The 24,512-nt window shown below is 28.5% G+C and carries 20 protein-coding genes; 12 read left to right on the top strand and 8 right to left on the bottom strand.

Annotated features, from left to right (window positions below; all coding sequences use genetic code 11):
- Positions 1–281 precede the first annotated feature (281 nt).
- Complete coding sequence (locus tag OTK55_RS06735; protein ID WP_274871388.1) at positions 282–1,739, bottom strand: radical SAM/SPASM domain-containing protein; 1,458 nt, start codon at positions 1,737–1,739, stop codon at positions 282–284.
- Between the two features lie 152 nt (positions 1,740–1,891).
- On the opposite strand from OTK55_RS06735, the gene OTK55_RS06730 reads away from it, so the two are divergent.
- On the top strand, positions 1,892–2,539 hold the full coding sequence (locus tag OTK55_RS06730) for a TetR/AcrR family transcriptional regulator (protein ID WP_274871386.1): 648 nt from the start codon (positions 1,892–1,894) through the stop codon (positions 2,537–2,539).
- A 226-nt stretch (positions 2,540–2,765) separates the two neighbouring features.
- Positions 2,766–3,755 carry a metallophosphoesterase gene (locus OTK55_RS06725; protein ID WP_274871385.1) on the top strand — a complete coding sequence of 330 codons (990 nt, stop codon included), beginning with the start codon at positions 2,766–2,768 and terminating at the stop codon, positions 3,753–3,755.
- A gap of 142 nt (positions 3,756–3,897) precedes the next feature.
- Here OTK55_RS06725 and OTK55_RS06720 read toward each other — a convergent pair whose 3' ends face one another.
- The 4 genes from OTK55_RS06720 to OTK55_RS06705 form a co-directional block, all read right to left on the bottom strand.
- Complete coding sequence (locus OTK55_RS06720; RefSeq protein ID WP_274871383.1) at positions 3,898–4,143, bottom strand: barstar family protein; 246 nt, start codon at positions 4,141–4,143, stop codon at positions 3,898–3,900.
- A 43-nt stretch (positions 4,144–4,186) separates the two neighbouring features.
- Complete coding sequence (locus OTK55_RS06715) at positions 4,187–4,642, bottom strand: ribonuclease domain-containing protein (protein WP_274871382.1); 456 nt, start codon at positions 4,640–4,642, stop codon at positions 4,187–4,189.
- Positions 4,643–4,769: 127 nt separating this feature from the next.
- On the bottom strand, positions 4,770–6,209 hold the full coding sequence (locus tag OTK55_RS06710; protein WP_274871381.1) for a B12-binding domain-containing radical SAM protein: 1,440 nt from the start codon (positions 6,207–6,209) through the stop codon (positions 4,770–4,772).
- A 211-nt stretch (positions 6,210–6,420) separates the two neighbouring features.
- Positions 6,421–7,125 carry a DUF2462 domain-containing protein gene (locus OTK55_RS06705; RefSeq protein WP_274871379.1) on the bottom strand — a complete coding sequence of 235 codons (705 nt, stop codon included), beginning with the start codon at positions 7,123–7,125 and terminating at the stop codon, positions 6,421–6,423.
- A gap of 427 nt (positions 7,126–7,552) precedes the next feature.
- Here OTK55_RS06705 and OTK55_RS06700 point away from each other — a divergent pair, with 427 nt between their 5' ends.
- The 7 genes from OTK55_RS06700 (at position 7,553) to OTK55_RS06670 (ending at position 17,322) form a co-directional block, all read left to right on the top strand.
- Positions 7,553–7,939, top strand: coding sequence for a hypothetical protein (locus OTK55_RS06700; RefSeq protein WP_274871378.1), 387 nt, complete (start codon positions 7,553–7,555; stop codon positions 7,937–7,939).
- A 144-nt stretch (positions 7,940–8,083) separates the two neighbouring features.
- Positions 8,084–8,572 (top strand): helix-turn-helix domain-containing protein, encoded by a 489-nt coding sequence (locus OTK55_RS06695; RefSeq protein ID WP_274870716.1) that lies wholly within the window; start codon positions 8,084–8,086, stop codon positions 8,570–8,572.
- 176 nt (positions 8,573–8,748) lie between these two features.
- Positions 8,749–9,399 carry a transposase gene (locus OTK55_RS06690; protein WP_274870718.1) on the top strand — a complete coding sequence of 217 codons (651 nt, stop codon included), beginning with the start codon at positions 8,749–8,751 and terminating at the stop codon, positions 9,397–9,399.
- Between the two features lie 157 nt (positions 9,400–9,556).
- Positions 9,557–12,688: a CDP-glycerol:glycerophosphate glycerophosphotransferase gene (locus OTK55_RS06685; protein ID WP_274871377.1), complete on the top strand. Its 3,132-nt coding sequence runs from the start codon at positions 9,557–9,559 to the stop codon at positions 12,686–12,688.
- A gap of 185 nt (positions 12,689–12,873) precedes the next feature.
- Positions 12,874–15,699, top strand: coding sequence for a glycosyltransferase (locus OTK55_RS06680; RefSeq protein ID WP_274871375.1), 2,826 nt, complete (start codon positions 12,874–12,876; stop codon positions 15,697–15,699).
- Between the two features lie 32 nt (positions 15,700–15,731).
- Positions 15,732–16,877 carry a glycosyltransferase family 2 protein gene (locus OTK55_RS06675; RefSeq protein WP_274871373.1) on the top strand — a complete coding sequence of 382 codons (1,146 nt, stop codon included), beginning with the start codon at positions 15,732–15,734 and terminating at the stop codon, positions 16,875–16,877.
- Between the two features lie 139 nt (positions 16,878–17,016).
- Positions 17,017–17,322 (top strand): hypothetical protein, encoded by a 306-nt coding sequence (locus OTK55_RS06670; protein WP_274871371.1) that lies wholly within the window; start codon positions 17,017–17,019, stop codon positions 17,320–17,322.
- 556 nt (positions 17,323–17,878) lie between these two features.
- Here the strand turns inward: OTK55_RS06670 and OTK55_RS06665 are convergent.
- From OTK55_RS06665 to OTK55_RS06655, 3 genes are all read right to left on the bottom strand, one after another.
- The gene (locus OTK55_RS06665; protein ID WP_274871369.1) at positions 17,879–18,352 is read right to left on the bottom strand and encodes a TIR domain-containing protein; all 474 of its coding nucleotides are present in this window, start codon (positions 18,350–18,352) and stop codon (positions 17,879–17,881) included.
- Positions 18,353–18,356: 4 nt separating this feature from the next.
- Positions 18,357–18,548 (bottom strand): hypothetical protein, encoded by a 192-nt coding sequence (locus OTK55_RS06660; RefSeq protein WP_274871368.1) that lies wholly within the window; start codon positions 18,546–18,548, stop codon positions 18,357–18,359.
- Between the two features lie 118 nt (positions 18,549–18,666).
- The gene (locus tag OTK55_RS06655) at positions 18,667–20,085 is read right to left on the bottom strand and encodes a nicotinate phosphoribosyltransferase (RefSeq protein WP_274871367.1); all 1,419 of its coding nucleotides are present in this window, start codon (positions 20,083–20,085) and stop codon (positions 18,667–18,669) included.
- 222 nt (positions 20,086–20,307) lie between these two features.
- Between OTK55_RS06655 and OTK55_RS06650 the strand changes: the two genes are divergently transcribed.
- The 3 genes from OTK55_RS06650 to OTK55_RS06640 all read left to right on the top strand — a co-directional run bounded on the left by OTK55_RS06650 (position 20,308) and on the right by OTK55_RS06640 (position 24,230).
- Positions 20,308–20,916, top strand: coding sequence for a hypothetical protein (locus tag OTK55_RS06650; RefSeq protein ID WP_274871366.1), 609 nt, complete (start codon positions 20,308–20,310; stop codon positions 20,914–20,916).
- A gap of 27 nt (positions 20,917–20,943) precedes the next feature.
- The gene (locus OTK55_RS06645; protein WP_274871364.1) at positions 20,944–21,561 is read left to right on the top strand and encodes a hypothetical protein; all 618 of its coding nucleotides are present in this window, start codon (positions 20,944–20,946) and stop codon (positions 21,559–21,561) included.
- Positions 21,562–21,956: 395 nt separating this feature from the next.
- Complete coding sequence (locus OTK55_RS06640) at positions 21,957–24,230, top strand: right-handed parallel beta-helix repeat-containing protein (RefSeq protein ID WP_274871362.1); 2,274 nt, start codon at positions 21,957–21,959, stop codon at positions 24,228–24,230.
- Positions 24,231–24,512 lie beyond the last annotated feature (282 nt).

The following is a 24,512-nucleotide window of genomic DNA, read 5'->3' as shown; positions in this document are numbered from 1 at the left end:
TTTCGCTAATCTTATTAAAAAATAGTATATTTGTAGAAAAAAATATTTTTAATTCAATACCTCTAAAAATAAAAAAAAATAAAAAATTATCTTCTTCATTAGGTTTTATATGTTCCTAATTTATGATTCTAAAAAAATATAATATTAGATAACTTTCCTTATTCATATGATGTATTTTTGATTATTATATCGAGGTATTGATACATATTAAATTACTAATGATAAAATCCAATGAAGAAGATCATCTCTAGATTCTTTGAAAATTATTATTTAATTATGCTTTATTTGGTTTCTAACTTATTCCATGCATCCTGATTTCTTATGCAACCAGGATCTGGAGATAATATATCTTGGAAGTAATTATATGCTCTGGCTCTACAACCACCACATATATATTTTGATTCACAATTACCGCAATGGTCCTTGAGAATATCTTTACTTCTGAACTCTTTTAATAAAGGATGATTTATCCATATATCTTCTATATTCTTATCTTTAACATTTCCTAATAATACATCCTTGTTATGTGGGAAAAATACACAAGGATATATGTCTCCATTAGGTTCTATACTCATGTAAAATCTACCAGCTCCACAACCTCCTATGAATTCAGATAGTTGCTTCATTGCCGGATTTACGTAATTTACATTATAGAAGTGAGTTGGTACCATCTGGGTACCGGTGTCATTATTCACTGCTACATCTGCAAATTGTGGTGCTGTTGACATGATATTCATGTCTGTATCAACGTTAGCTTTGTATATTAATTCCAGTAATTCTCTTCTTTCCTGTGGATTTAAATCTATGTCTCTTATGTTTGATCCTTTTCCTGTTGGTATGAAGTTATATAACATGAACCAATCTACATTTAAATCATTTAGGAATTTTATCATGTCTGGTATTTCGTCTTTATTTCTTTTGGTTACCGTGGTTGATATTCCAGTATATACTCCTGCTTTCTGGAAGTTTTTGATTGCTTCTATTACTCTGTTCCATGAACCTTTAACATTTCTGAATGAATCATGTGTTTCAGGATTTAAGCCGTCTAGACTTAGTTGTACGAACTCTAATCCTGCATCTTTGAATTGCTTAGCTTTTTCGTATGTGTTAAATACATATCCATTTGATGCCATGCTTACAAATAATCCTCTGTCTGATGCATGTTTTATGAATTCCAGTATGTCTGGATGTATTGATGGTTCTCCTCCACTGAATGCCAGGGAAACTACTCCAATATCTGCTAATAAGTCTATAGTTTCATGAATTTCCTGTGTTGTTAGTTCGTCCTCATCTTTTTGTCCTGCATTTTCGTAACAGTGTATGCAGTTAAAATTGCATGCTCTTGTTATGTTCCAGACTATCTGATACGGTGCTCCAGGTGTAAATGGTTTTCTTACTTTGAATCTGCTCATTCCTTTGAATGTGCTTAGTAATCCTCGTTCCCATACTGGATTTTGCATGGTTTCTATTAATGCTTCTTCTGATGTGTCAAATGTTTCTAATGATTTTTTTATTATTTTTTGTATTAGTTTGTAGGTTATTTTACAGGTTGTACAGATTTCATCTTGTTTTCCCAGGTAGTAATCCAGTGCAGATTCTAGATGTGACTTTTGACATTTATCACAGTAGTTTAGTGCACTGTTTAATAGTTTTTGTGATAGTCCATTGTTTATGATGTTCTCAAAAGTTCGTATCATTTTGTCTGTTTCTATTTCCTCATGACTTTCTTTTGATTCCATTTTTAATACCTCGATTTATTTTTTTTCTTCTTTATCATTCCTAATAATTCATTAACCAAAGGTCATTGACTACTAGTCATTGACTACTTGTATAAAAATTTTAAATATGATAATATATATAGTTATCGATAATAACAGAAGGGATAGATAACATGAAAAAAACCAGAATCTCTCTACCACCAGAAGAACGTAAAGAAGAAATACTCAATACAGCAGAGAGATTATTTAATGAAAAAGGATATAACAACGTAACAGTAACAGATATCATTAATGAAATAGACGTTGTAAAAGGAACTTTTTATCATTACTTTAAAAATAAAGAAGAAGTTAAAAATATCCTTATTAATAGATATCTCGATAAAGAGATAAAGAATATGACTACAATATTAAATAATAAAGCTTTAACAACAATAGACAAAATTAAGGAAATGGTTTATGAAATAATTTCTCTTATGCATAGAGAAGAAACATTAATGCACGATGTAAAAAATCTAGATGGTGAAATATTCATAAAAATCATCTGTGAAAGAATAGAAAGATTCAAACCACTAATAAGACAAGTCTTAGATGAAGGAATAAAAAATAAAATATTCAAACCAATCTATGAAGAGGAAACCTTAGTACTGCTACTTATGAATCTAGCAGTGACAATTCCATTCTTCTTCTACACCCAACCATTATGGTCAGAAACCCATGAAAACGAAGTAATAAAAACAATGACACACAACCTGGAATTATCATTAGGAATAACAAGAGGAACATTCGATGATATATCAGATAACTGGAAAAACTATGTATAAAAACAATTAACAAAACAACAAATAATTTAAAAAAAGGATAAGAGGAAGTGTTACTATAGATTATGCTGAACGCCGATTTCAAATACAAGGAGTACTATTCACATTCCTGCTAATGATATATAACTACTTTATAATAACATCACTATCAACTATACTAGAAATCAATTTAAACTTATATATCATAATAAGCTTAGTAATAATACTAGTAGCTATCAGAATAATTCCAATGTCAATAGAACGAAATAAAAGTCATAGAATAACAGAAATACTAGTCGAAATATCGGGATTATGGCTATGGGCATCATTCATGTACTTATTTGAGATAATCCTTTTATATATAATAGGATTTTTCATACAATTATCACTGACAATTAAAACAATAATAGTACTCTTAGTACCTCTATTTATGATAATAGGATACTACGTAGCACATCATAACTACATTAGAGGATATGAAATATATCTAAAGGAAAAATCAGAAAAACTAAGTAAACCTGTGACAATAATACACGTGTCAGATATACATATAGGATCAATGATACACAAGTCTACAATAACAGAATTGGTAAATAATATTAATAAAATAGCTGAAGAAAAACAGAAAGAAAATACTAAAGTAATCACAATAATATCAGGTGACGTAGCTGATGGTTCAAGTCCAATACTTCCCGATACATTCATGGGATTTAAAGATGCGATAATGCCTGTAATATTTACGCCAGGAAACCATGATTACTATCAGGGAATAGATCATGTGAAAAAAGCATTAGAAAATGCTGGAGTAATAATACTAGATGATGATAATCTAATATATGATGATGTAAATCTTAATATCATAGGATTAAGATTCTCATTTGATAACTTAGATTTGGATAACAGCTACAAATTACCAATATCTGATACAATGAATAATATTCTCATATACCATGTTCCTCAATACTGGGATGAATTCTCAAAGATGGGAATAGAATTACAATTATCAGGTCATACACATGGAGGACAATTCTTCCCAGTAAACTATGTTTCAAAGCTTATGTTCGAATACAGCAATGGTTTATTTAACAGACAGGTAACAGTAAAAGACAAAACATATCGCTCATATTTGTCAGTTACTGAGGGAGTAGGTGCATTTGCAGCACCAATAAGACTGGGAACACATTCCGAAATAGTAGTACTTAATATAAATAGAGTACCAGGAAATCGAAGAGAGTATTAAAACACTCTTCTAAAGATTTTCTTCTAATTTTAGAAAAAGTAAAAATCAATATTTGCTTAGAAAGAGTTATATCAATTCAGAACTTTATTTTGTAAAATAAGTTTTAAATTCTATTTTAAAGAGGGTGAGGCTAATTGTTTAATTAGTCATTTGTAAATGTTAAACAATTATTAGCACATGCTGCATCAAAGAATGTATCTATCAGGTCAAGTGATACCTCGTTACTATTAAATAAATGTATTTCTGTATCTTCACATATATCTGTAAGACAATCATATAATGCATCCAAGTTTCTACCATAATAATCTGGTAAATCAAGTGTCTTAATTAGGTATTCATGTGAATATTCTTTTATTTTATGTCCGTCTAATTCTATATATTCTGTCAATTATTAATTCCCTCCTTATTCAATATAATAAGATTATTAATTATTATACCTCTGTGAATGTGTTGTAGTGATCCTCTGTATAATAAACTCTGTAATCATCGGTAGAGTATACTATTCTTTTTGCTCCACGACTAGTATTATTAGCATCAATATCACATTCAATATATTTTTTATCACTGCGTGGCAGTATTCCCTGTCTGTTAGTAAATACATCACCACCTATACTTTTACCAGGGGCATATGGCTCCAGTGATCCGCCAGTCCATCCTAAATCACGTGCTTCCTCTTTTGTTATATAATTACTAGGTAATTTATGATATTTTTTAATGTAGGCTGATACATCCTCCATACTAGTGTATTGTCCGTCTTCCATGACACTTACAGTACTATTACCTGTTATATTTCCTGTATCATTACTATCAGCAATATGACCTCCATATAATGAAGAAATAATTATTACTATGATTACTATGATTGCTGATAATATCTTGTTGTCCATGTAATCAACTCATATGTGTTAATATATTAAGTATAGATTTTATATTATTTAATAAGTTTATATTATAAAAAAATTAGTATGTAAAATAAATAAGGGAGAAGAGAAGCTTAACATAATATTAGTATAATTATGGTTCTAGTGCTTTAATGTCTCGTTTGTTATAATCTGTTGTGTTAGGAGTTTTACCTAAGGCTGTTTTTATTACACCGAATACTGTTTTAATAAAGTATGGTCCGTCTTTTATAAATTGACTTAGAAGATATTGTGGTCTTAAATAAAATTTAATAAATGCTTTTGCCTGTATTCTTCTTAAGTCTTTCAGTGAAAAGTCTACTGTTTCTATGATAGGGCTGATTAATGTATATTTAGACCAGTCTTTTACTTTAATAAGATTTTTCTCAAATGATTCTTGATAGAATCTTGTTCCAGGGTATGGTGTAGCAAGACTGTATATTGCATAGTTTGGTTTAAGTGAGTGTACAAATTTTATTGTCTTATTCATTATTTCTTTGGTATCTCCAGGCATTCCAAGTGCTACAGATGCTATTGTTCTGATTTTTAGTTTACGTGATACTTTGAATGCTGTTTCTATTTTTTCAATGGTAGTGTTTTTATTCATATTATCTAGAGCTTGTTGATCTGCTGATTCCACTCCCATGAATATTGTTATACATCCACTATCCTTCATTTTTTGTAGTACTTCTTCATCTAATGTATCTACACGTGAAGTGCAACCCCACCATATTTTAATGTTTCTGTTCATTATTTCATCACAGATATCCATTACTTTCTGTTTATTTAGTGTGAAAGTATCATCCATGAAGGCTATTGTATCAATATCGTAGTGTGTTGTTAGGAATTCTATTTCATCCACTATGTTTTTTACACTTCGTTCTCTTACAAATTTACCATGCATAGCTGCTGATGAACAGAATGAGCATTGCATTGGACATCCTCTTGATGTTATCATTGTTGTCATATGTGTGTCCATGTCTAGTAATCGGTACTTGTCCATTGGTAGCAGGTCGAATGCAGGGAACGGTATTTTATCAAGATCTGGTTCTGGATGTGCTATTTCATTGATGATAGTACTCTTGTTACCTTCCTCATCTTCTTCCTGGTATACTATACCTTTTACTTCTCTTAGATTTCCATCATTTTCTAATGTATCTACAAGATCTAATAGTATATATTCTCCTTCTCCACGTATAACCATATCTACGCTTTCATCTTGCAGTGTTTCTTCGTAATTAAATGTAGGATGATATCCGCCCATTACTACTAGACAATCTGGTAATACCATTTTGGTTATTTCTGCAGCTTCCAGTGCTCTTCCAATGGTTGGAGTTAAAGCTGTTATTGCTACTAAATCCGGGTTTCTTCGTTTGATTTCTTCTTTATATTCACTGAATGTTAAATCCTCTGCTGATGCATCTAGTATATCCACTTCTTTACCATTTTCTCTTAGTACTGATGCCATATAAGCTATTCCAAGTGGTGGTGCTATTACACCCATGAATTTGTATTTAGATGCTGTTTGTGGTGGATTAACTAATGTTACTTTCATAATTACACCCCTGTGTATAATTATTATAAATTTTTTTCTTATAATATATAATATAATATAATATTTAATGTTTATATATAGTTTTGAATTTATTAAACTTCATTAATACTTCATTATCATATAAGAATTCTTTAATGTAATGAATTTCTTTTTAATTTGGTATTTTCTTTTAAAAGAATATATAAAAATAGTAGGAGTTTAGGATTGTATTTTATGCTATTATCACTGTGATTATTGTAATTATCATGAGTATTACTATGATTAATCCAAAGAAATGCTGAAATACACTGTGATTTGTTACATTTTTTCGAATTATATTGTGGAAATTACTGTTAAATTGTGTAGCATATACTCCTGCTGTAATAAAGGATATTATCAATATCCATATAAGAATATTAACAAAGAATTGTAAGTAGTGTAGGTTTGCTAGATAGAAGTGTTGCATTGTAGTGTTGGATACTGCTACGTATGGTATAATACTACTTAGTGTATGTGCTAGCTGGGATTGCGGATATGCTGTTATTAATAATGTGTATAATCCTATCGTGTATACTATTATTATTAGTGCTGCAATGATTGCAATCCATAAGTATGAGCTTGTCTTATAGAATAGGTATTCTTTCTGGAAGTCAATCTTTGTAACACTTTCATCATAGGTATGTTCTGTTCCCTCGTAGATTATTGTTAATTTATAATTTTTATTGGTTATTGATGCTGTTATATCAGCTGTTCCTTCTTTTATTTTACCTGTACCAATTATTTTACCCTTTTTTGATTTTATAGTTACTCTTCCTTTAGTTACAGGTTTTCCTGTTCCCTGTTCTGTAACAGTTACATGTACTGTGAACATGTGAGTATCAGAATCAGTGATTTCTGCTTTTGTTTGTGTTTTTATTTTATTATGAGATGTTGTCATTTTCTTTTACCTCATACTTGTTAGTATATTATTTAACCCTGTAATTTTAGGTTAAGTCTTATAAAAAAAGGGTAGTTTATTAATTTATATTTAGAGTTTTAATAACTCTTATTTTATCTTATATATTAATTTATAAAACATAAAGTATATATACATTCATTTAATATTTTTACCAGTATTTTGTATTACATAGTATTATCTATAATTGTTATTATTAGAAAACATGATTTAATTACGTGAATTCCATTAATAATCACGTTATATTTAATAATTATAAATTACAAATTTAAGACTAAAACATGTTAATATCAGTTAATATTTTTGATAAGATAAGTGTCTGAGATATCTTTTTTATTGTTTTTAAGGATATTAAATTAAAATACATGTATATAATAGTTAAAAGGGAGGTTTTATCATAAGGTCAGAGATGAAAATAGTATTGACAGCTGTTATTGTTGTTATAATATGCTGTGTAGCATTTGGAGCATATACTTTATATACTGATATGCAGGAACAAAACGAAGAACTCAATCAATCATTACAACAAGTACAACAACAATTAAATGATACACAACAAAACAATACAACAAATGATTCACAGACTAGTGATTCATCACAGAGTTCAAGTTCAAGCTCAGGGTCAAGTTCAGGATCAAAAGCATCAAGCTCATCAAACAAAGTAACCTATGAACAAGCAGGAGTAGATAAAAACGTTGGATACATGAAAACATGTAAATATCCTGGATGTGGAGCTGTATATGACTCAAGACTAGAGTACTGTCCAAAATGCGGACATAGAAACATATACGTATAAAAACATTAAACTAAAATTACTCTTCTACTATTTTTTTTTAAAACATTAAAACCTCCTAAATACTATAATAATTCAATAAAAACAAAAATACTATTATAGTTTTTTACTAAAAGTTTATACCTAATGGATTATAAATGTATATTCATGGAAAAATTTAATAATAAAATTGAAAAACATTTAGAACTTTCAGAAATTTCAGACATGCTGAAAGAGTACAAGGAATATTACACTGTTTATAGGCGTCTTTTGTTAATTAACATGGTTGCAAATGGTGAAAGTATTGCTAAAGCCTCAAAAAACATTAATATTTCAAGAAAAACAGGCGAACGTTGGGTCAAACAATATAATGAAAATGGCGTTGATGGTTTATTTTCAAATTATTCCAATTGTGGAAGAAAATCATATTTAACTGATCAACAATTAAAAGAATTGAATGAAATCATAACTGGAAATGAAGAGAAATATAATTTAAAAGATGTACGAAACTTAATTAAAGAAAAATATGGTATAACATATAGTGAGAAGCAAGTATGGGTTATTACAAGACAAAAATTAAATTTAAACTATGGAAAACCATTCATTAAATACAACACACGTCCTAAGAATCCTGAAGAAGATCTTAAAAAAAACTAAAGACAACAGACATACAAACAGAATATTTTGCTTTTTTAGATGAAACATCTTGTCAAAATGTTCCAAATGTTACAAGAATATTATATGCTCCTGGAGAAAAAAATATACAAACAAAACATCCAGTAAAATTTGGAATAAATGTAACTGGATTTCAAGGAATCAATTGCAACTCATATATGGAGGTAAATACAAAAAACAATGCATTTCACTTTGTAATTACCTTATGCCATTACCGTATTGAAAACATGACTAATAGATTAGGTAAACAATTAATCAAAGATGCAATAAACAATGAAAACTTATCTGATGAAAAAATAAAAAAATATCTATCCTCTAAATCACTAAATGAAATGGATTTGATAAATAAAATCAATGATGAACTATATAATGACAATTCCAAACAAATTTCCATAGAAAAAATTCAAAAGATTTGCAGGAAAGAAGACAACAACAATTCAAGAAAAATAGGGTATGAAAAAAGATTAAGATTACTGAATAACCTATCAAATCCAAAAATAATGGAAATAAACTCAAAAGAAAAAAGAATAAATATTATTTTAGATAACGCAAGAATACATCATGCTAAAATTGTTGAAAAAGCCTGTGAAATATTGAACATAAATTTAATCTTTTTAAAACCATATTGCCCTGATTTAAATCCAATTGAAGATGTATGGCGTAAAATTAAATCTAAAATATATAAATCAATGTATGAAAATTTAAACAAATTAATAGAAATATTTGAACGTGAATTCTATAAAATAGTTGATTTAACATCATTTTACACAAATTGGGTTAATGAATATTTAGGTATAAACATTTGGTAAAATACTATAATATCAACGTTTAAATAGAAAAAACACGAAAATATCTAATTACAGGCAATTAGAAAAATTATTTATACATTCTTTGATAATACTATAATATGAAGCAAATTATTTTTTCTAAATAGAATTATTTTTTATTGAATCAAACAATTGGAGTGTGATTACCGTTTCTACTATAAATAATAAATCAAAAAAATATGATTCTGAGACATCTGATAATATATATATTGAGGATGCAGAACTAAACAATGAAACACTGACAATTAAGGGTGTATTAGGAACAAGTCATCCCAGTGATTCTGTAATAATAAATCTAATTAAAGAAAATAAGGAAAAAACCGAGACATTTAACTGTAAACATACTACTTATTCCAATGATAATTATTACAATCTTAATCATTTTCCAATAGAATGGAGTAATTACTATAAATTCACAGTAGAAATCCCATACAATAATAATGATAAATATCATTTCATAATACTAGATAATAACAAGCAATACACGAAAAACATTACAATTACCCATCATAAACGTGATAGATTACTAGCAGGAAAATATAAACTTATCAGTAATGGTAAAGATTTTACACTAGTAAACAAATTCATTTTCTCTATAGTAGTGGCAGTATATAACACTGAAAACTACGTGGAGGAAGCAATAAACTCAGTTATCAATCAATCAATAGGATTTGAGGATAATGTTCAATTGATACTTGTTGATGACGGAAGTACTGATAACTCACTATCAATACTAAAAAAATATGAGAAAAAATATCCGGAAAATATTAAAGTAGTTACACAAAAAAACTGTGGACAGGCAACAGCACGTAATAATGGTCTTAACTACGTGGAAGGAGATTATGTTAACTTTTTAGATAGTGATGATATATTATCATCTAACACTTTAGAGGATGTATATAAATTCTTTAATAAACATTATGATGAAATAGATATCACTGCTATTCCAATAAATTTCTTTGAACGTAAAAATGCTGGACATATGTTAAATTACAAGTTTAATAAGACTCATGTTATTGATTTAGTTGAAAATCCTAATAATCCGCAGTTATCTGCTTCATCAGCATTTTTTAAGAAGGAGGTATTTGCCGAAAATAAATTTCCAACAGATGTTGTTCATGCTGAGGATTGTATATTAATCAACAAAATACTGCTAGGCAAGAAAAAATATGGAGCCGTAAGCACGGCAACATACTACTACCGTAAACGGGCAGATTTAACTTCAACAATAGACCAGTCCACAACAAAAAAGGAATTCTTCACAGACATACTTAAAAATTACTTCATAGAATTAATAGAATATTGTCAAGAAAAAGAAGACAATGTACCATTATTTATCCAATACTTAATAGCATATGACCTTCAATGGATGCTAAAAGAACCAGAACTAACACTAGAATCCCAGGAAGAAATCAATGAATTCTGGAATCTATTATATTACGTGATAGATAATCTGGACATGGAAATCTTTGAAAACAACAGAAACATAACAGGAGGAATGTTCAAATCATTCTTCTTAACATTAAAAAATAAGGATTTACATGTAGAATTAAAAAAGAACAATGCATTACTAAAAACCAGGAACCATGTTATATATAATCTTAATAAACATAGAATCTGGCTGGATATAGTAGAATTTAAGGATAATAACCTGCAAATATCAGGATTTCTGAACAGTAATTTCAATTCTGATTACATCACAATTGATGGTGTTAAATCAGTTGATGGTGAAGTAGTAGGTACATACCCTGATATACAAGTGTTTTATACAGATAGGGTTAATTTAAAGTATCTGTCTAAAAATTGGCAGTATAAACATAACTTTGACTTAAAGATACCAGTATTAGATCATGAAAACTGTCAGGTAAAGATAAGAACAACCTACCATATCGATGGAGACAGAACAAATTATGATGAGGATAATATAATATCCATGTATATGAATTTATCATTCAGGGAAACTGTTCGTATTTCAAAGACAAGCATATATTCAATCTATGATTCAAAAATAGTGCTTCTTAAAGGTAAATCATTCCATGTACATGATTATAGTTATAAATCAATACTCAGATATGAATACAGTATATTTAAAAAGATATTAAATGATAAAAGATATGGTTATAAAGAAGCATTAAAACTCAGAGCACTATTCTTATTAGCCTATCCTATTAAGAATTTACGTAATAAACAAGTATACCTGTTTATGGACCGTCCAGAGCAAGCTGATGATAATGGTGAACACTTATTCCATTATGCTATAAATCAGGACGATAATATATCTAAATACTATACTGTAAAAAAGGATTCAGTATCATTCAAGAGATTATCAGGTAATAGTAATGTTATACCCTACGGGTCATTCAAACATAAACTAATGTTTCTCTTAGCTGATAAGATCATAACATCACATCCTGATGAACCCGTGATTAATCCATTTTATTCAGATACATCCAATAAAGATTTAAGGGAATTATATAATGGTATAGGAAATCCGAAAATATACTTCCTACAGCATGGTGTTACACTGGGAAATATTTCAAATTACCTTAAAAAGTATGATAAGAATTTATCATTAATATCAACAGTATCTGATAAAGAACATGATTCATTTCTTGTTAAAGGATATAATTATGATGAAGAGATAATTCAGACACTAGGATTTCCGCGATTTGATAACTTGGAGAATCATCCACGTAAACAGATATTAATTATACCAACATGGCGTAATTACCTTGAAGGTAATGAGGAGTTATTTAAAAACTCAAATTATGTTAAGAGCATAAATAATCTTCTTAACAGTAAAATAGTATCATTATCCAAGAAGTATGGATATGATATTGTTTTCAAGCCACATCCAAGATTAAATAAGTATATAACCGGTGACAGCGGTAAGAAATATATTGATTTGATCGATATTAATCCAGATGTCAGACTAAGTTATGATGAATCATATCAGAAGCTATTTAGTGAATCATCTCTACTGATAACCGATTATTCATCAGTATTCTTTGATTTTGCATATTTAAAGAAGCCTGTTATATATTATCATCCATTTGATGATTATCATCATGGTAAAAGCTATTATAGTTATGAAGACATGGGATTTGGAGAAGTAGTAGAAAATAAGGATGATTTATTTGAAAAAATATCATATTATCTATCCCATGATTGTAGAATGGAAAGTATTTACCAGGAACGTGTAGATAAATTCTTCAAATATCATGATAAATTAAATTGTAAACGTGTTTATGATTGGATACGCAGACACTGATAAATGTATTGTCAGTGTTTTATCATTACTCTTTTTTTATTTTTTAAAACAGATTTTAGACAATTTGTTTATTTGTATTACTAATTGAGTCTCTTTTGAATAAATTTATATTATATTGAAGAGATAATTATTAATAATTAAATTATCATGTCAACTATTATTATCTATTAAAGAGGTCATTAAATATGAATGATACAGAAATTTCAAGCAGGTACAAGTTTTCTATCGTAATGGCAGTATATAATACAGAAGAGTATGTGCATAATGCTATTGATTCATTGATAGATCAGACATTGGATTTTAAAGACAATGTACAGTTAATACTAGTTGATGATGGAAGTACAGATAATTCTCTTAGGATACTGAATGAATACAAGGAAAAATATCCTGCTAATATAATAGTTTTACACCAGGAAAATTGTGGCCGTGCTGCTGCAATAAATAATGGTTTAAAGTATGTTCAGGGTAAATATGTTAATTTCTTTGATAGTGATGATTACATCTCCTCTAATACTCTGGAGGATGTTTATAATTTCTTTGAGAAACATTATGATGAAGTGGATTTAGTATCTATACCTATAACTTATTTTGAACGTTTAAATCATGAACATATGCTTAATTATAAGTTTGAATCTTCACGTGTCATTGATTTGGATGCCGAGCCTAATAATCCGCAGTTATCAAGTGCTTCATCTTTTTTTAAAAGTGCAATAGTAAACAACTATAGTTTTCCATCTAATGTTATTCATGCAGAGGATTGTATTTTAATTAATAAGTTATTAGGTGAGAAGCATAGGTATGGAGTTGTAGATTCCTGTATCTATTATTATAGACGTAGGTTTAATGGTGATTCTCTTATTGATAATACAAGGGATAATAAGTTATTCTTCACTAATCAGTTGAAGAATTATTATGTTGAATTAATTGATTATTATCTATCAAAGGAGGGTGAAGTACCCTTATTTATACAGTATACATTAGCATATGATCTTCAGTGGATGTTGAAAAGCAGGGAGTTACCATTTGAATCCAGTGGTGAATTAGATGAATTCTGGAATTATTTACATTACGTGTTAGATCATCTTAGTATCACTACTATTGCTGATAATGATAACATTACAAATCCAGTGTTTAAGACCTTCTACATATACCTGAAGTATAATGAATTACACAGGGAATACAGGGATGATACTGTAATTATAAAGACTGGTGATTATACAATAGATAATCTTAAAAACCATAATTTATGGCTAGATGAAGTAACCTTAGATGAAGATAAGCTGGTAATCACAGGATTCTATAATAGTCACTTTGACATAGATAATATAGGAATAGATGCAGTTAAAGAGTCCTATGGTGGAGAAATAAACATCTATCCTGGTGAATATGTTAAATACTATAACAGGGTAGATGAAAGATTTCTCTCAAGAACATGGCAATACAAGCATAACTTCGAAATACATATACCACTGAAAAAGGATGATAAATGTAATATACATATACGATTAACATACTATGATGATAAAAACAAGAAAAACAATGCCAAGAATAATACTATATACACATATCTATCCAATAAATTTGCAAATACAGCAGCACTATCCGATCATAAAAGATACCTTATAGAGAATTCACATATATTATACTTCAAGGATAACTCCTTTAATATACTGCCACGTCCTAATGAGTACCTCTTATCCATAATACTAGTAGCAAACAATGATAATAATCATCTGACTAATGTGATGGAATCATTACTTAACCAAACAGTAGGATTTGAAAAAATAGAAGTAATCATAGCATCCAACAATCCAATAAAGAAACTAGACACACAGATCAAATTATACAATGAAAAATATGGTAATGTGAATATATTCACAGATAATATGAATACTTTAAGCATAGGCAAACTAAGAAACAATGGATTAAGCTATGCTACAGGTAGCCATGTATTATTCATAGATGCTGATACCACACTAGCAAGTAACATGGTAGAAATAATAGAACCATACCTAACACAGGATAATGATGTTATAAGAGTAGGATTAGTATATGCTGACAGTATAACAAGAACACAACAATCAGATACAGATAAACAAATACCAAAACTATCAACAATAATCTATAACAAGAAATACCTCCAAAAAAATAATCTCACATTCATGGAAGATGTATACGATGACGAATTATACTATACAGCAAAAACACTTTTAACCGCAGTAAAAACAGCAAAAATAAATACAAATCTAATTAATAGCTACATTAACAATAAGAGCTATAAATGTACTAATAATCTTGAAACACAATTAACAGTATTTAAAAGATTAATAGATCTACTTGTAAGTCAAGATACTGATAAACTAGACATAATGCCCGCTTATCTTAATAACTGGACGGATACACTACTAAACTCACAGATATCAAGCACTGATAAAAGAAGATTAATCCTTAAATACATTAAATTAGTAGCAGAACTTAAAAAAATAGACTTAAAGACAGAAAAAATAATAACTTCAATAATAAAACTAATAAGATACCAGGATAACCTAATCCAAATACAATCCAGAAAAACCAGAGAATACATAGAAGACAACAAAAACAAAAACAGTGCACTTGAATCAACAAACAAGGAATTACTGAAATTACAAAATGAACTAATAACAGCTAATAATAAACTGCTTCAGAAAAAAGAGGAACTAATCAATACTGAAAAGAAATTCACTAAAGAACAGGAACAATTACTAAATAAAAACAGTGAAAAAGACGAGAAAATCAATCAACTAACAAGACAAATAGAGGATACAGCTATACAGGAACAAGAAAAAAATGAAAGAATCAATGAATTAACAAGACAAGTGGATGATATAACCGTACAGGAACAGGAAAAAGACGAGAAGATCGGAATACTCCTAGAACAAAAAGAGGAATTAGAAAAATTCAAAAAAGACGTATATAATTCTACTAGCTGGAAGATAACAAAGCCACTACGAAAACTGAAATTCTGGAAATAGAGAATTAATCCAATAATAAGAGTTGAAAAGCCATGACATACAAATTAACAGTAATATTACCAGTATATAATGTTAACAACTACCTGGATAGAGCACTAGAATCAATAAGAGCTCAGACAATAGGATTTGAGAATATTGAAGTAATATTCGTAGATGATAAATCAACAGATAATAGTGATGAAAAAATAAAACTTTATGCTAATGAATATGATAATGTTAAAAGCTATTATCTTGAAGAAAACAGTGGATATGCTGGTAAACCAAGAAATGTTGGATTAAAACATGCTACTAGTGATTACATAATGTTTCTTGACCCAGATGACACATATAATCCCGAATCATGTGAAATATTATATAATATTATAGTGGATGAGGATGTGGATATTGTATCTGGTAATTACATGTTTGTTGGCCGTACATTTAATGAGATTAAATCATGGGATTTTCTAGAACTTGAAAATAACAGAATTAGAGTAGAACGTTTAAGAGATAATCCTAATCTTCTTAGAGTTCCACCATCTGTATGGGCTAAAATTTATAGAAAAGAATTTCTAGAGGATAATGATATACAATTCCTGGAAAATAAACCTAGTGAGGACTTATATTTTGTTTACTATTGTCTTACAAAAGCTGAGGGTATAGTATATATTAACAGACCAGTGCTTAATTACATTAAACGTGATGATGATGAATCCATTACCAGCCAGTTAAGTGCTGATAATTTACGTTATTATCTTGATGTATATAATTTAGTTGGTGACATACTAGATAACTATGATGAAAGTTATCATTGGGCTATTGCTAATCATCTGGACAATTGGAGTAAAAGATTTATAAAAAGTGATGTTTCATCTAGTGATAGAACTGATTTAATCAATGAATTCCTATTATTATTTAATAGATTCAGAGATTCCAAGGATGTCATTCCAGAACCTATTAAACTATATATGAATGAAGCAGGTGACAGTATTGTCAATATTACCAAATATGAAAATAATGTTATAAATAATCTTATTGATGAAAACAAAGAATTATCCGATGAAATCACTAAATTAAAAAATGAATTATCAAATCTTCATGAATCATACAGGAAGTTACAGGATGAAATGATTTCCAAGAATAATCTTATTATCTCCAAGAATAAGGCTTTAAATGATATAAATGATGATAAAAAGTAATTATGGTAACTTTATAATCAATTATCTTTTTCTAGAAAAATAATTAAGATTACCATGAAAAAATATATACAGATATAAGTATAATTAAACAATTTTAAAGGTTAGGAAAAAAAATGAAAGAAAAAAATGTAATTATATTATGTATACTCATATTCATATGTATACTATAGGAATTTCAGTAGCATACATAACAAATCACATTAAGCTAAATAATACTACTAATAAAACAAATAATACAAATATTACTCTACAAAATAATACAACTACACTTAATAATAATACAACTAATAATACAACAATAAAAAATCCGACGAAAAAAACAACTACAAAAAAGCAAAAAACTAAAAAACAATCTGAAGATGATGATTGGGAATATGGATATGGTGCAGGATCTGATCCAGATCCTAGTATAACATGGAGACATAACAAAAAAAACAGGTTATAGTGAATATTATAACCATAAAACTGGTGAACATTGGGAAGGATATAATATTGCATAAAATTTAATAAATATTGTTAGTAGAGTACATTATTTTAAATTAATTCTACCCCTCCTACTTATTTTTTTTATATAATATGATTTTTTTTTTAAACTCAATAAAGTATTGAAAAAAAGTAAACAAAAATTATCATAGTTTACTAAATCTTATTAAAAATAAAATAAATTAAGACGGAACACAGCTGATTTTAATAATAAAGAAAAAAAATGGAATTGTTTAATAAAACATGGAATAGATTAATTAATGCTAGCAAATACTATGAATGGCAAGTATTAAGTCATGTTGTATTTTAAAATGATGAATTTTTTAAAATTATAAAAATGAAAGAATAGGTGATGAATTAGATACTGTAATATCCAATAATATCAAAAAACAAATGTAAAAACGATTATAAGTAATTATTTTTTTAAAAAAAAATTAAAAGTAGGTATCTATTTTCAGTCTTAATAGATTATTATTTCTCGTATTATAAAGTTTAGGCTAGAAATCTAATATTTTTTCTTATATTAATGCGTGGCAGTGATTTTTACGGTTACATGAGAATTTTATATAATTAGCGAGATTATCGTATTCATCTGTCCAGTCAAAGTATGATATGTATCCTGCTAGTAGGTTGTTAACAAATTGTCTTGGCATTTTACTTGTGTTAATATTCCTTTTTAGGTAGTCATCGTTTGTAGGTAGGCATAATCCTAGCATGCATGCATCATGATGTAGGGCGTAGTCTATCTCCCAGTTTACATTTTTACTTTTATATGTGTCTGGTCCCATTAATACTATGAATATATTACGGTCTCCTGTATTTTCCTTGTTTAATTCCTCTACATATTTGTTAAAATCATTTTTTATATCATATCTTTGTGGTGATGAATTTATTGTGAATTTATCGCCTATGATTTCATTTAATTTATTTTTAAAGTATTCATCAATGTGGTTGTAGCAGATGAATATATTAATCTTTGGTTCATTACTCATTTCTTTATTCCTTGTCTATTTTATTCTGATAAATTAACGTGTATTCTAGCTTCAAAGTATCCTTTTCTATTACTGTATCTATTTTAAAGATATCTCCTTGACTGATAGAGTATTCTTTACGTATATCTGCGGGTAATGTAAGATCTATAGAGTTAGTTCCTTTTCTAGCCCTAGCTTTAACCGTGTAATTTTTCATACTCTCTAGTTTATTGTTGTTACTATAAATATTTATGTACTTAAACTACATTAAGTATAATATGTATCTAATGTATATTATGTACATTAAAAGTAATAAAAAATAAGAAGAAAGTTGATTAACTTAAGGGATGATTAATGTAACATTCAGCTCTACGTCTGATATCACCAAATGAATCCTCTACAAGAATTTCACCATCACGAAATACTGGTCTAAGACAATCCTCACCATCATCACTAATTTTAACAGTATGATATCTACCATTATTCATAATTAACTTAAAACGACCCGATTTAGATTTCTTACTACTATCTAATGGTTTTTTATATATATCATACCATTTACCATCACGTAATTGAGCTGAACACTTGAAAGCGTTACGTTGAGTGTCACGGTTAACATTAGTATGAATACCACCACCCATACCAAAGATAATGTTCTCAGCAGCCCATCCAGAGGATTTCATACCAAAGAGAATATCACGAATACGATGATAATCTAATCCATCACCCCATAATAATCCAACATTAGCATCAAACACCTTGTAACCTTTATCATTTAGATATGTACCAAATCCCTCACCAATTATCTCTAAACAATCAATGGTAGTACTTACTGGTTCACCACTATCAGGACGGAATACAACTTTATTACCCTCTGTACGATTGAGGAAGTTACATATTGTTTCATATAACTTGTAACCCTTACTACATGCATTTAATAAGAAGTTACGATAATTATAACTATCAATAACCATTGATAATACACCATCACGAGCCTGTTCTACAACATTTATTGCCTGTTTTATTTCTCCTTCTTTACCCATAGATGTCATCACACTATGCTCGGTAGCCTGTACAGAATAGCCATACATATTATCATCGTTATAGTAGTTACATGGTATAGTAAGTGCTGTTAGGGTATCTGTACCACTGAAACTTAATAGATGAGCAGAACCTCCGAGGATTGATGATTCATTAGAACTAGATCCACGATAACCAAAGTCATGTAACATGAATGGAAGATTATCCTTACATGAACCTGTTACATCAAGATAGAAGTTACAGACCTTTTTAACCTCAGCAGATAATGTTGCAACAGTAGATGGATACCATACCTGTAATAATAATGATTCAAGGTAATTAGTAAGCCAGTAACATTTTTTGTCAGTATTTTCCACAGTCATTAATACATTACCAACATCTACCGGTGTACCCTCAGCTACTGCCTTGATTTCAACTGGTAGTTTACCACCTAATTCATCAACAATATAAAGCCAACCATCAGTATTAAATATACCTGAACCAATATGCTTGTTGATAACTTTCTCTGCCTCTAATACTTTTTCTCTAGTTACAACACAGCCTTCCATGTATTTCTTTAATATGTATTGTAATCCATAAAATATTGTTTTATTAAACTCAGAACCTGTCCTACTTTCCATGTAGGAGTAAACACGTTCAGTATTCTTTGGATAGAAATAATGGTGAGTTATCTTATAACTATCGGTTAATAAGCATATATTATTTTCATACATGTATAACACCTATTTAAATTAATTTATTAAAACTATATTTAATACTAGTATTTATAGTTAATTTATCAATATATAATGGATAAAATAAAAATATAAACGATTAAATTAGGAAAAAGTGTAACAAGAATACAAAGGCATATACAGATGTTGAGATATGAATATAAAATACTAAACACATATAATAGTAATAACTAAAAACAACAAAAAGGAGTGAAGAAGCCCATGAAATGTAAACGATTACGGGATGTACTAGGAGCAAAAGATGTTGAATGTTATAAGCAATCAATAAAATATTCATTAAACGGGTCAAATCTATATGTGGATTTATATGGTGATGGATTAGGAGACCTTCAGGATGCATCAATGTATGATGACTACTACAAACCAGAAGGATGTAACATCTGCAGAGATGAAGGATGTGAAGTAATACTGGATGTACTAGAAGTAGCTGAGGAAAATGACATAATATATGACAGAGAATTAAACAAGGAATATCAGATAACAGGAATAGTAAATGGAGAAGAAGTTACAGTAACATCCATAATAACAGACAATGAAGTAGAATTCAAAGAATACGATGAATACTGCATAGAAGGATACTACCAAGTAGATGACGGACTAGAAAAACAAGAACAATATTATACAACAGAAAAACTGGAAAAAGGGGATGTCATAATCACATCAACATCAAATAACGCTGATGAAGAAGTAGTGCTAAACTATGAACCATCCCTGAATTCACAAACAGTAAAAGTAAAACTAGTAGCCATAGACAAGCCAGACGAAGATGAGAAAAAAAGAAACATAATAAACAAATGGCTAGTACTATAACAACCATCTAATGGAGATGAAAAGTCAATGTTCTGTAACACCATAAACGAGACAAAAAACTACAAAGACATACAAGGATACAGACAAGTAATAGAATACAAATACAAGAACCTGATAATGTATCAATTTCTAGAAACAAACAATGAAGGACAAATAATAAAACACAAAGCTCACAATAAAACCATAAAATATCAGAACAGAACACATCCAAAACCAGGAAGCATATACCTATTAAATAATGAAATAATAGAAATAGAAGAATTACTGGATAAACCGCAATACCTGGAAATACAATATGATAAACAACCAAATCAGGAATACACAATAAATGATGCAGATATACAAGAAGAAATAACAGCAAAAATCATAGAAAACGAAGTACTCTTCAAACAAAAAGATGAATACACAATAACAGGCTACACCCAAGTAGCTGATGGCATGGAACAAGAAAAACAGTACTACATAAACAATAAATTAGAAAAAGGCGACATCATAATCACAGCAACAATGACAGACATAAATAAAGAAATAGTATTAAACTATGAACCGTCAATGGAACCACAGCAAGTCACAGTAAAACTAGTGGCGATAGATAAAACAACAAAAGATCAAGGAAAAATAATAACAAAATGGTTAGTACTATAAACAATAACTATTCTCTATTATCTTCTTTTAATTTGACATTTATCCATATAATTTTTCTAAATCTATATCTCTATTTTTATGATAAATAGTTTTATTATATTAAATAACACAGTTAATGCTCTTATTTCTTTTATAATTTATTTTCTTTAATTTTCATAGAATTTAAAGGGATTGAATTTTAATCAACTATTTATAGAATCAGTTTGATAATATTAATTATCTCAGTAAAACTTAATTTAATGAAATAATTTTTAGAATTATCAGATAACTAGTTAATATATTTAATATTATTAGTGGAAATTCTAATAATTTATTAATTAATTATTTTCATTGGATTATCGAGAATTTAATAAAATAAAATCTAGGAAGAATTTTCTTCTTAGTAGGATAAGACTATGAATAATCATTCTAAAATGTTATTATTTATAGTATCAATGGTTTTCATTATAATAATGGGAATATCAGCTATTAGTGCTGCTAACGTTACAGATATTGGTAGTCATGATAATGGTCGTGTAGCTACTTATACTGATAGTAGTGCATCTTATTGTGTTAATGATGCAGCAACTAGTGCTGATAATAATATAGTTCAGTCTAGTAACACTGATAATATAGCTGTTAGTTCTCAGAATAATAATAAACTAGGTACTGTAAATAAATCAAGTTCAACAACTTCTAATAAGAATTTAAAACAATATGGTAACACGTATTATATATCTACGGATGGTTCCAGTTATAATAGTGGTAGAAGCAGTTATGATGCCTGGTCATATGGCTATGGATTAAACACACTTAAAAATAGCAGATATAATAATTCAGTGGTATATATCCAGTCTGGTACTTACTATGTTAATAGTACTGTAACATTCAATAAGAAAGTGACCCTTACAATTAGGGGTGATGGTTATGTTACATTATATGGTAATGAGGGTAATAGTTGTTTTAATATTGTAAATGGTAATGTATCTATTTATAACATTAATTTTGTAAACTTCTATGGTACTAATGGTGGTGCTATACATAACACGGCAAATAACACTATACTACGATATAATAAATTCACTAATAATTATGCTAATATTGGTGGTGCTGTTTATATAAACGGTAATAATAATGAGCTTATAGAGAACACATTTGAGTATAACCGTGCTAGTTATGGTGGTGCTGTTTATGTTAAAGGTCAGTCTAACAATGTTAGATATAATAACATGTCAGAGAACAATGCAGATTATAGTGGTGGTGCAATAAATAATCTCGGAATATATACACGAATAATTAGTAATGGATTCTATAATAATAATGCTGGAACTCTTGGAGGAGCAGTAAGTAACTGGAATACTAATGGTGTGTCAATAAAATATAATACTATAAGCTATAATCAGGCAAACTATGGTGGAGCAGTTTACTATAGAGGTAAATATGTAAACATATATGATAATGATTTCAGTAGTAATGAAGCTCAGCATAGCGGCGGATCAGTATTTGTCATAGGACAAAATAATCAGTTAAAGGAAAATCAATTCAGCAATAATAATGCTAATAATGGTGCTGGAATAAATAATCTTGGTACAAACACAGTAATATCTGGAAATAAATTCACATCTAACACTGCAAGTAGTGTGGGCGGAGCAATCAGTAACTGGAATGCTGTTGATGCAACAATAACAAGTAATACTATAACAAATAACAGTGCAAGTTATGGAGCTGTATATGTTAAAGGAAAAAACATTAAACTAACACAGAATAATATAGACGGTAATACTGCTACAAGTAGTGGTGGAGCAATTTTTAACATTGGAACAAAAACACAGATAATTAACAATACAATAAGCTATAATACAGCATCAAGTTATGGTGGAGCAATAAATAACTGGAATGCAGCATATGTTCTGGTTAAAGATAATATAATCATGTACAATAATGCAACTACCGGCGGAGCAATATATCTCAAAAGTTCAAATTCCAATATAACACATAATACAATCTTCGATAATTATGCAGAGAATTCCGGAGGAGCAGTGTATAACATAGGAAACAATAATATAATCAATTTAAACAACCTACAATACAATGAAGCATACAATTCAGGCAGCGTATTGTATAATGAATGGCCTTCAAAAAATCTACTCGTAAAAAATAACACTATAAACAATAACATTGCCGATGAAGGAACTATAATAGTTAATGAATATCAGGCAAAAATCATAGGAAACAATATTAACTACAATGAAGTAAACAATGGAATTATAATAGCAAATTATGCTGCAAGTACTAAAACAGTAATATCACAGAATAACTTTAAGGGTAACTACTTATATGATAATACTGGTGAAGGTGACTTTAACAGTATAGTATTCTGTTCTGGAGAAAATACAAATATAACAAGCAATACATTCACAGATAATTATATAGCTAATTATGGAATGATAACAGTAAGATACACAACAAATGCCCGTATATCATATAATACAATTAAAAATAATGAAATGGAAGGTAACGGACTAATATACAACTATCGTTCATATAAAACAAGAATTACCAATAATAAAATCACAAATAATGGTATTGGAAGTGGTAACTCTGGAGCTATAGTAATAGAATCAGGTTCTACTCGTACAACTACTTCAGGCAACACTATAAAAAATAATTATTATTATAGTGACTATTAAAAGAAAGTGAAAAGAATATTAAATCTTTTCCAACTTAACCTCCACTTTTATCTAAAACAAGCTAATTTTAATGAAAATTTTCTAATCAACTATTTATAGAATAAAGAGGATATTAATAATTATCTCATTAAAAGTTTAATTTAATAAAATAAATTTCTATATTAATTAATATATGATATTATACAGTATAATACTATCATAATATACTATTAAAATGATTTTTATTATATTAAACATGATTAAACGAGAATTTAATAAATCAAATCTAAAAAATTTTTAACA

This window comes from Candidatus Methanosphaera massiliense, from assembly GCF_028890305.1.
Taxonomy (GTDB): Archaea; Methanobacteriota; Methanobacteria; order Methanobacteriales; family Methanobacteriaceae; genus Methanosphaera; species Methanosphaera massiliense.
Note: the sequence above shows the minus strand (reverse complement) of the source record. Positions and strands in the feature narration are given on the sequence as shown.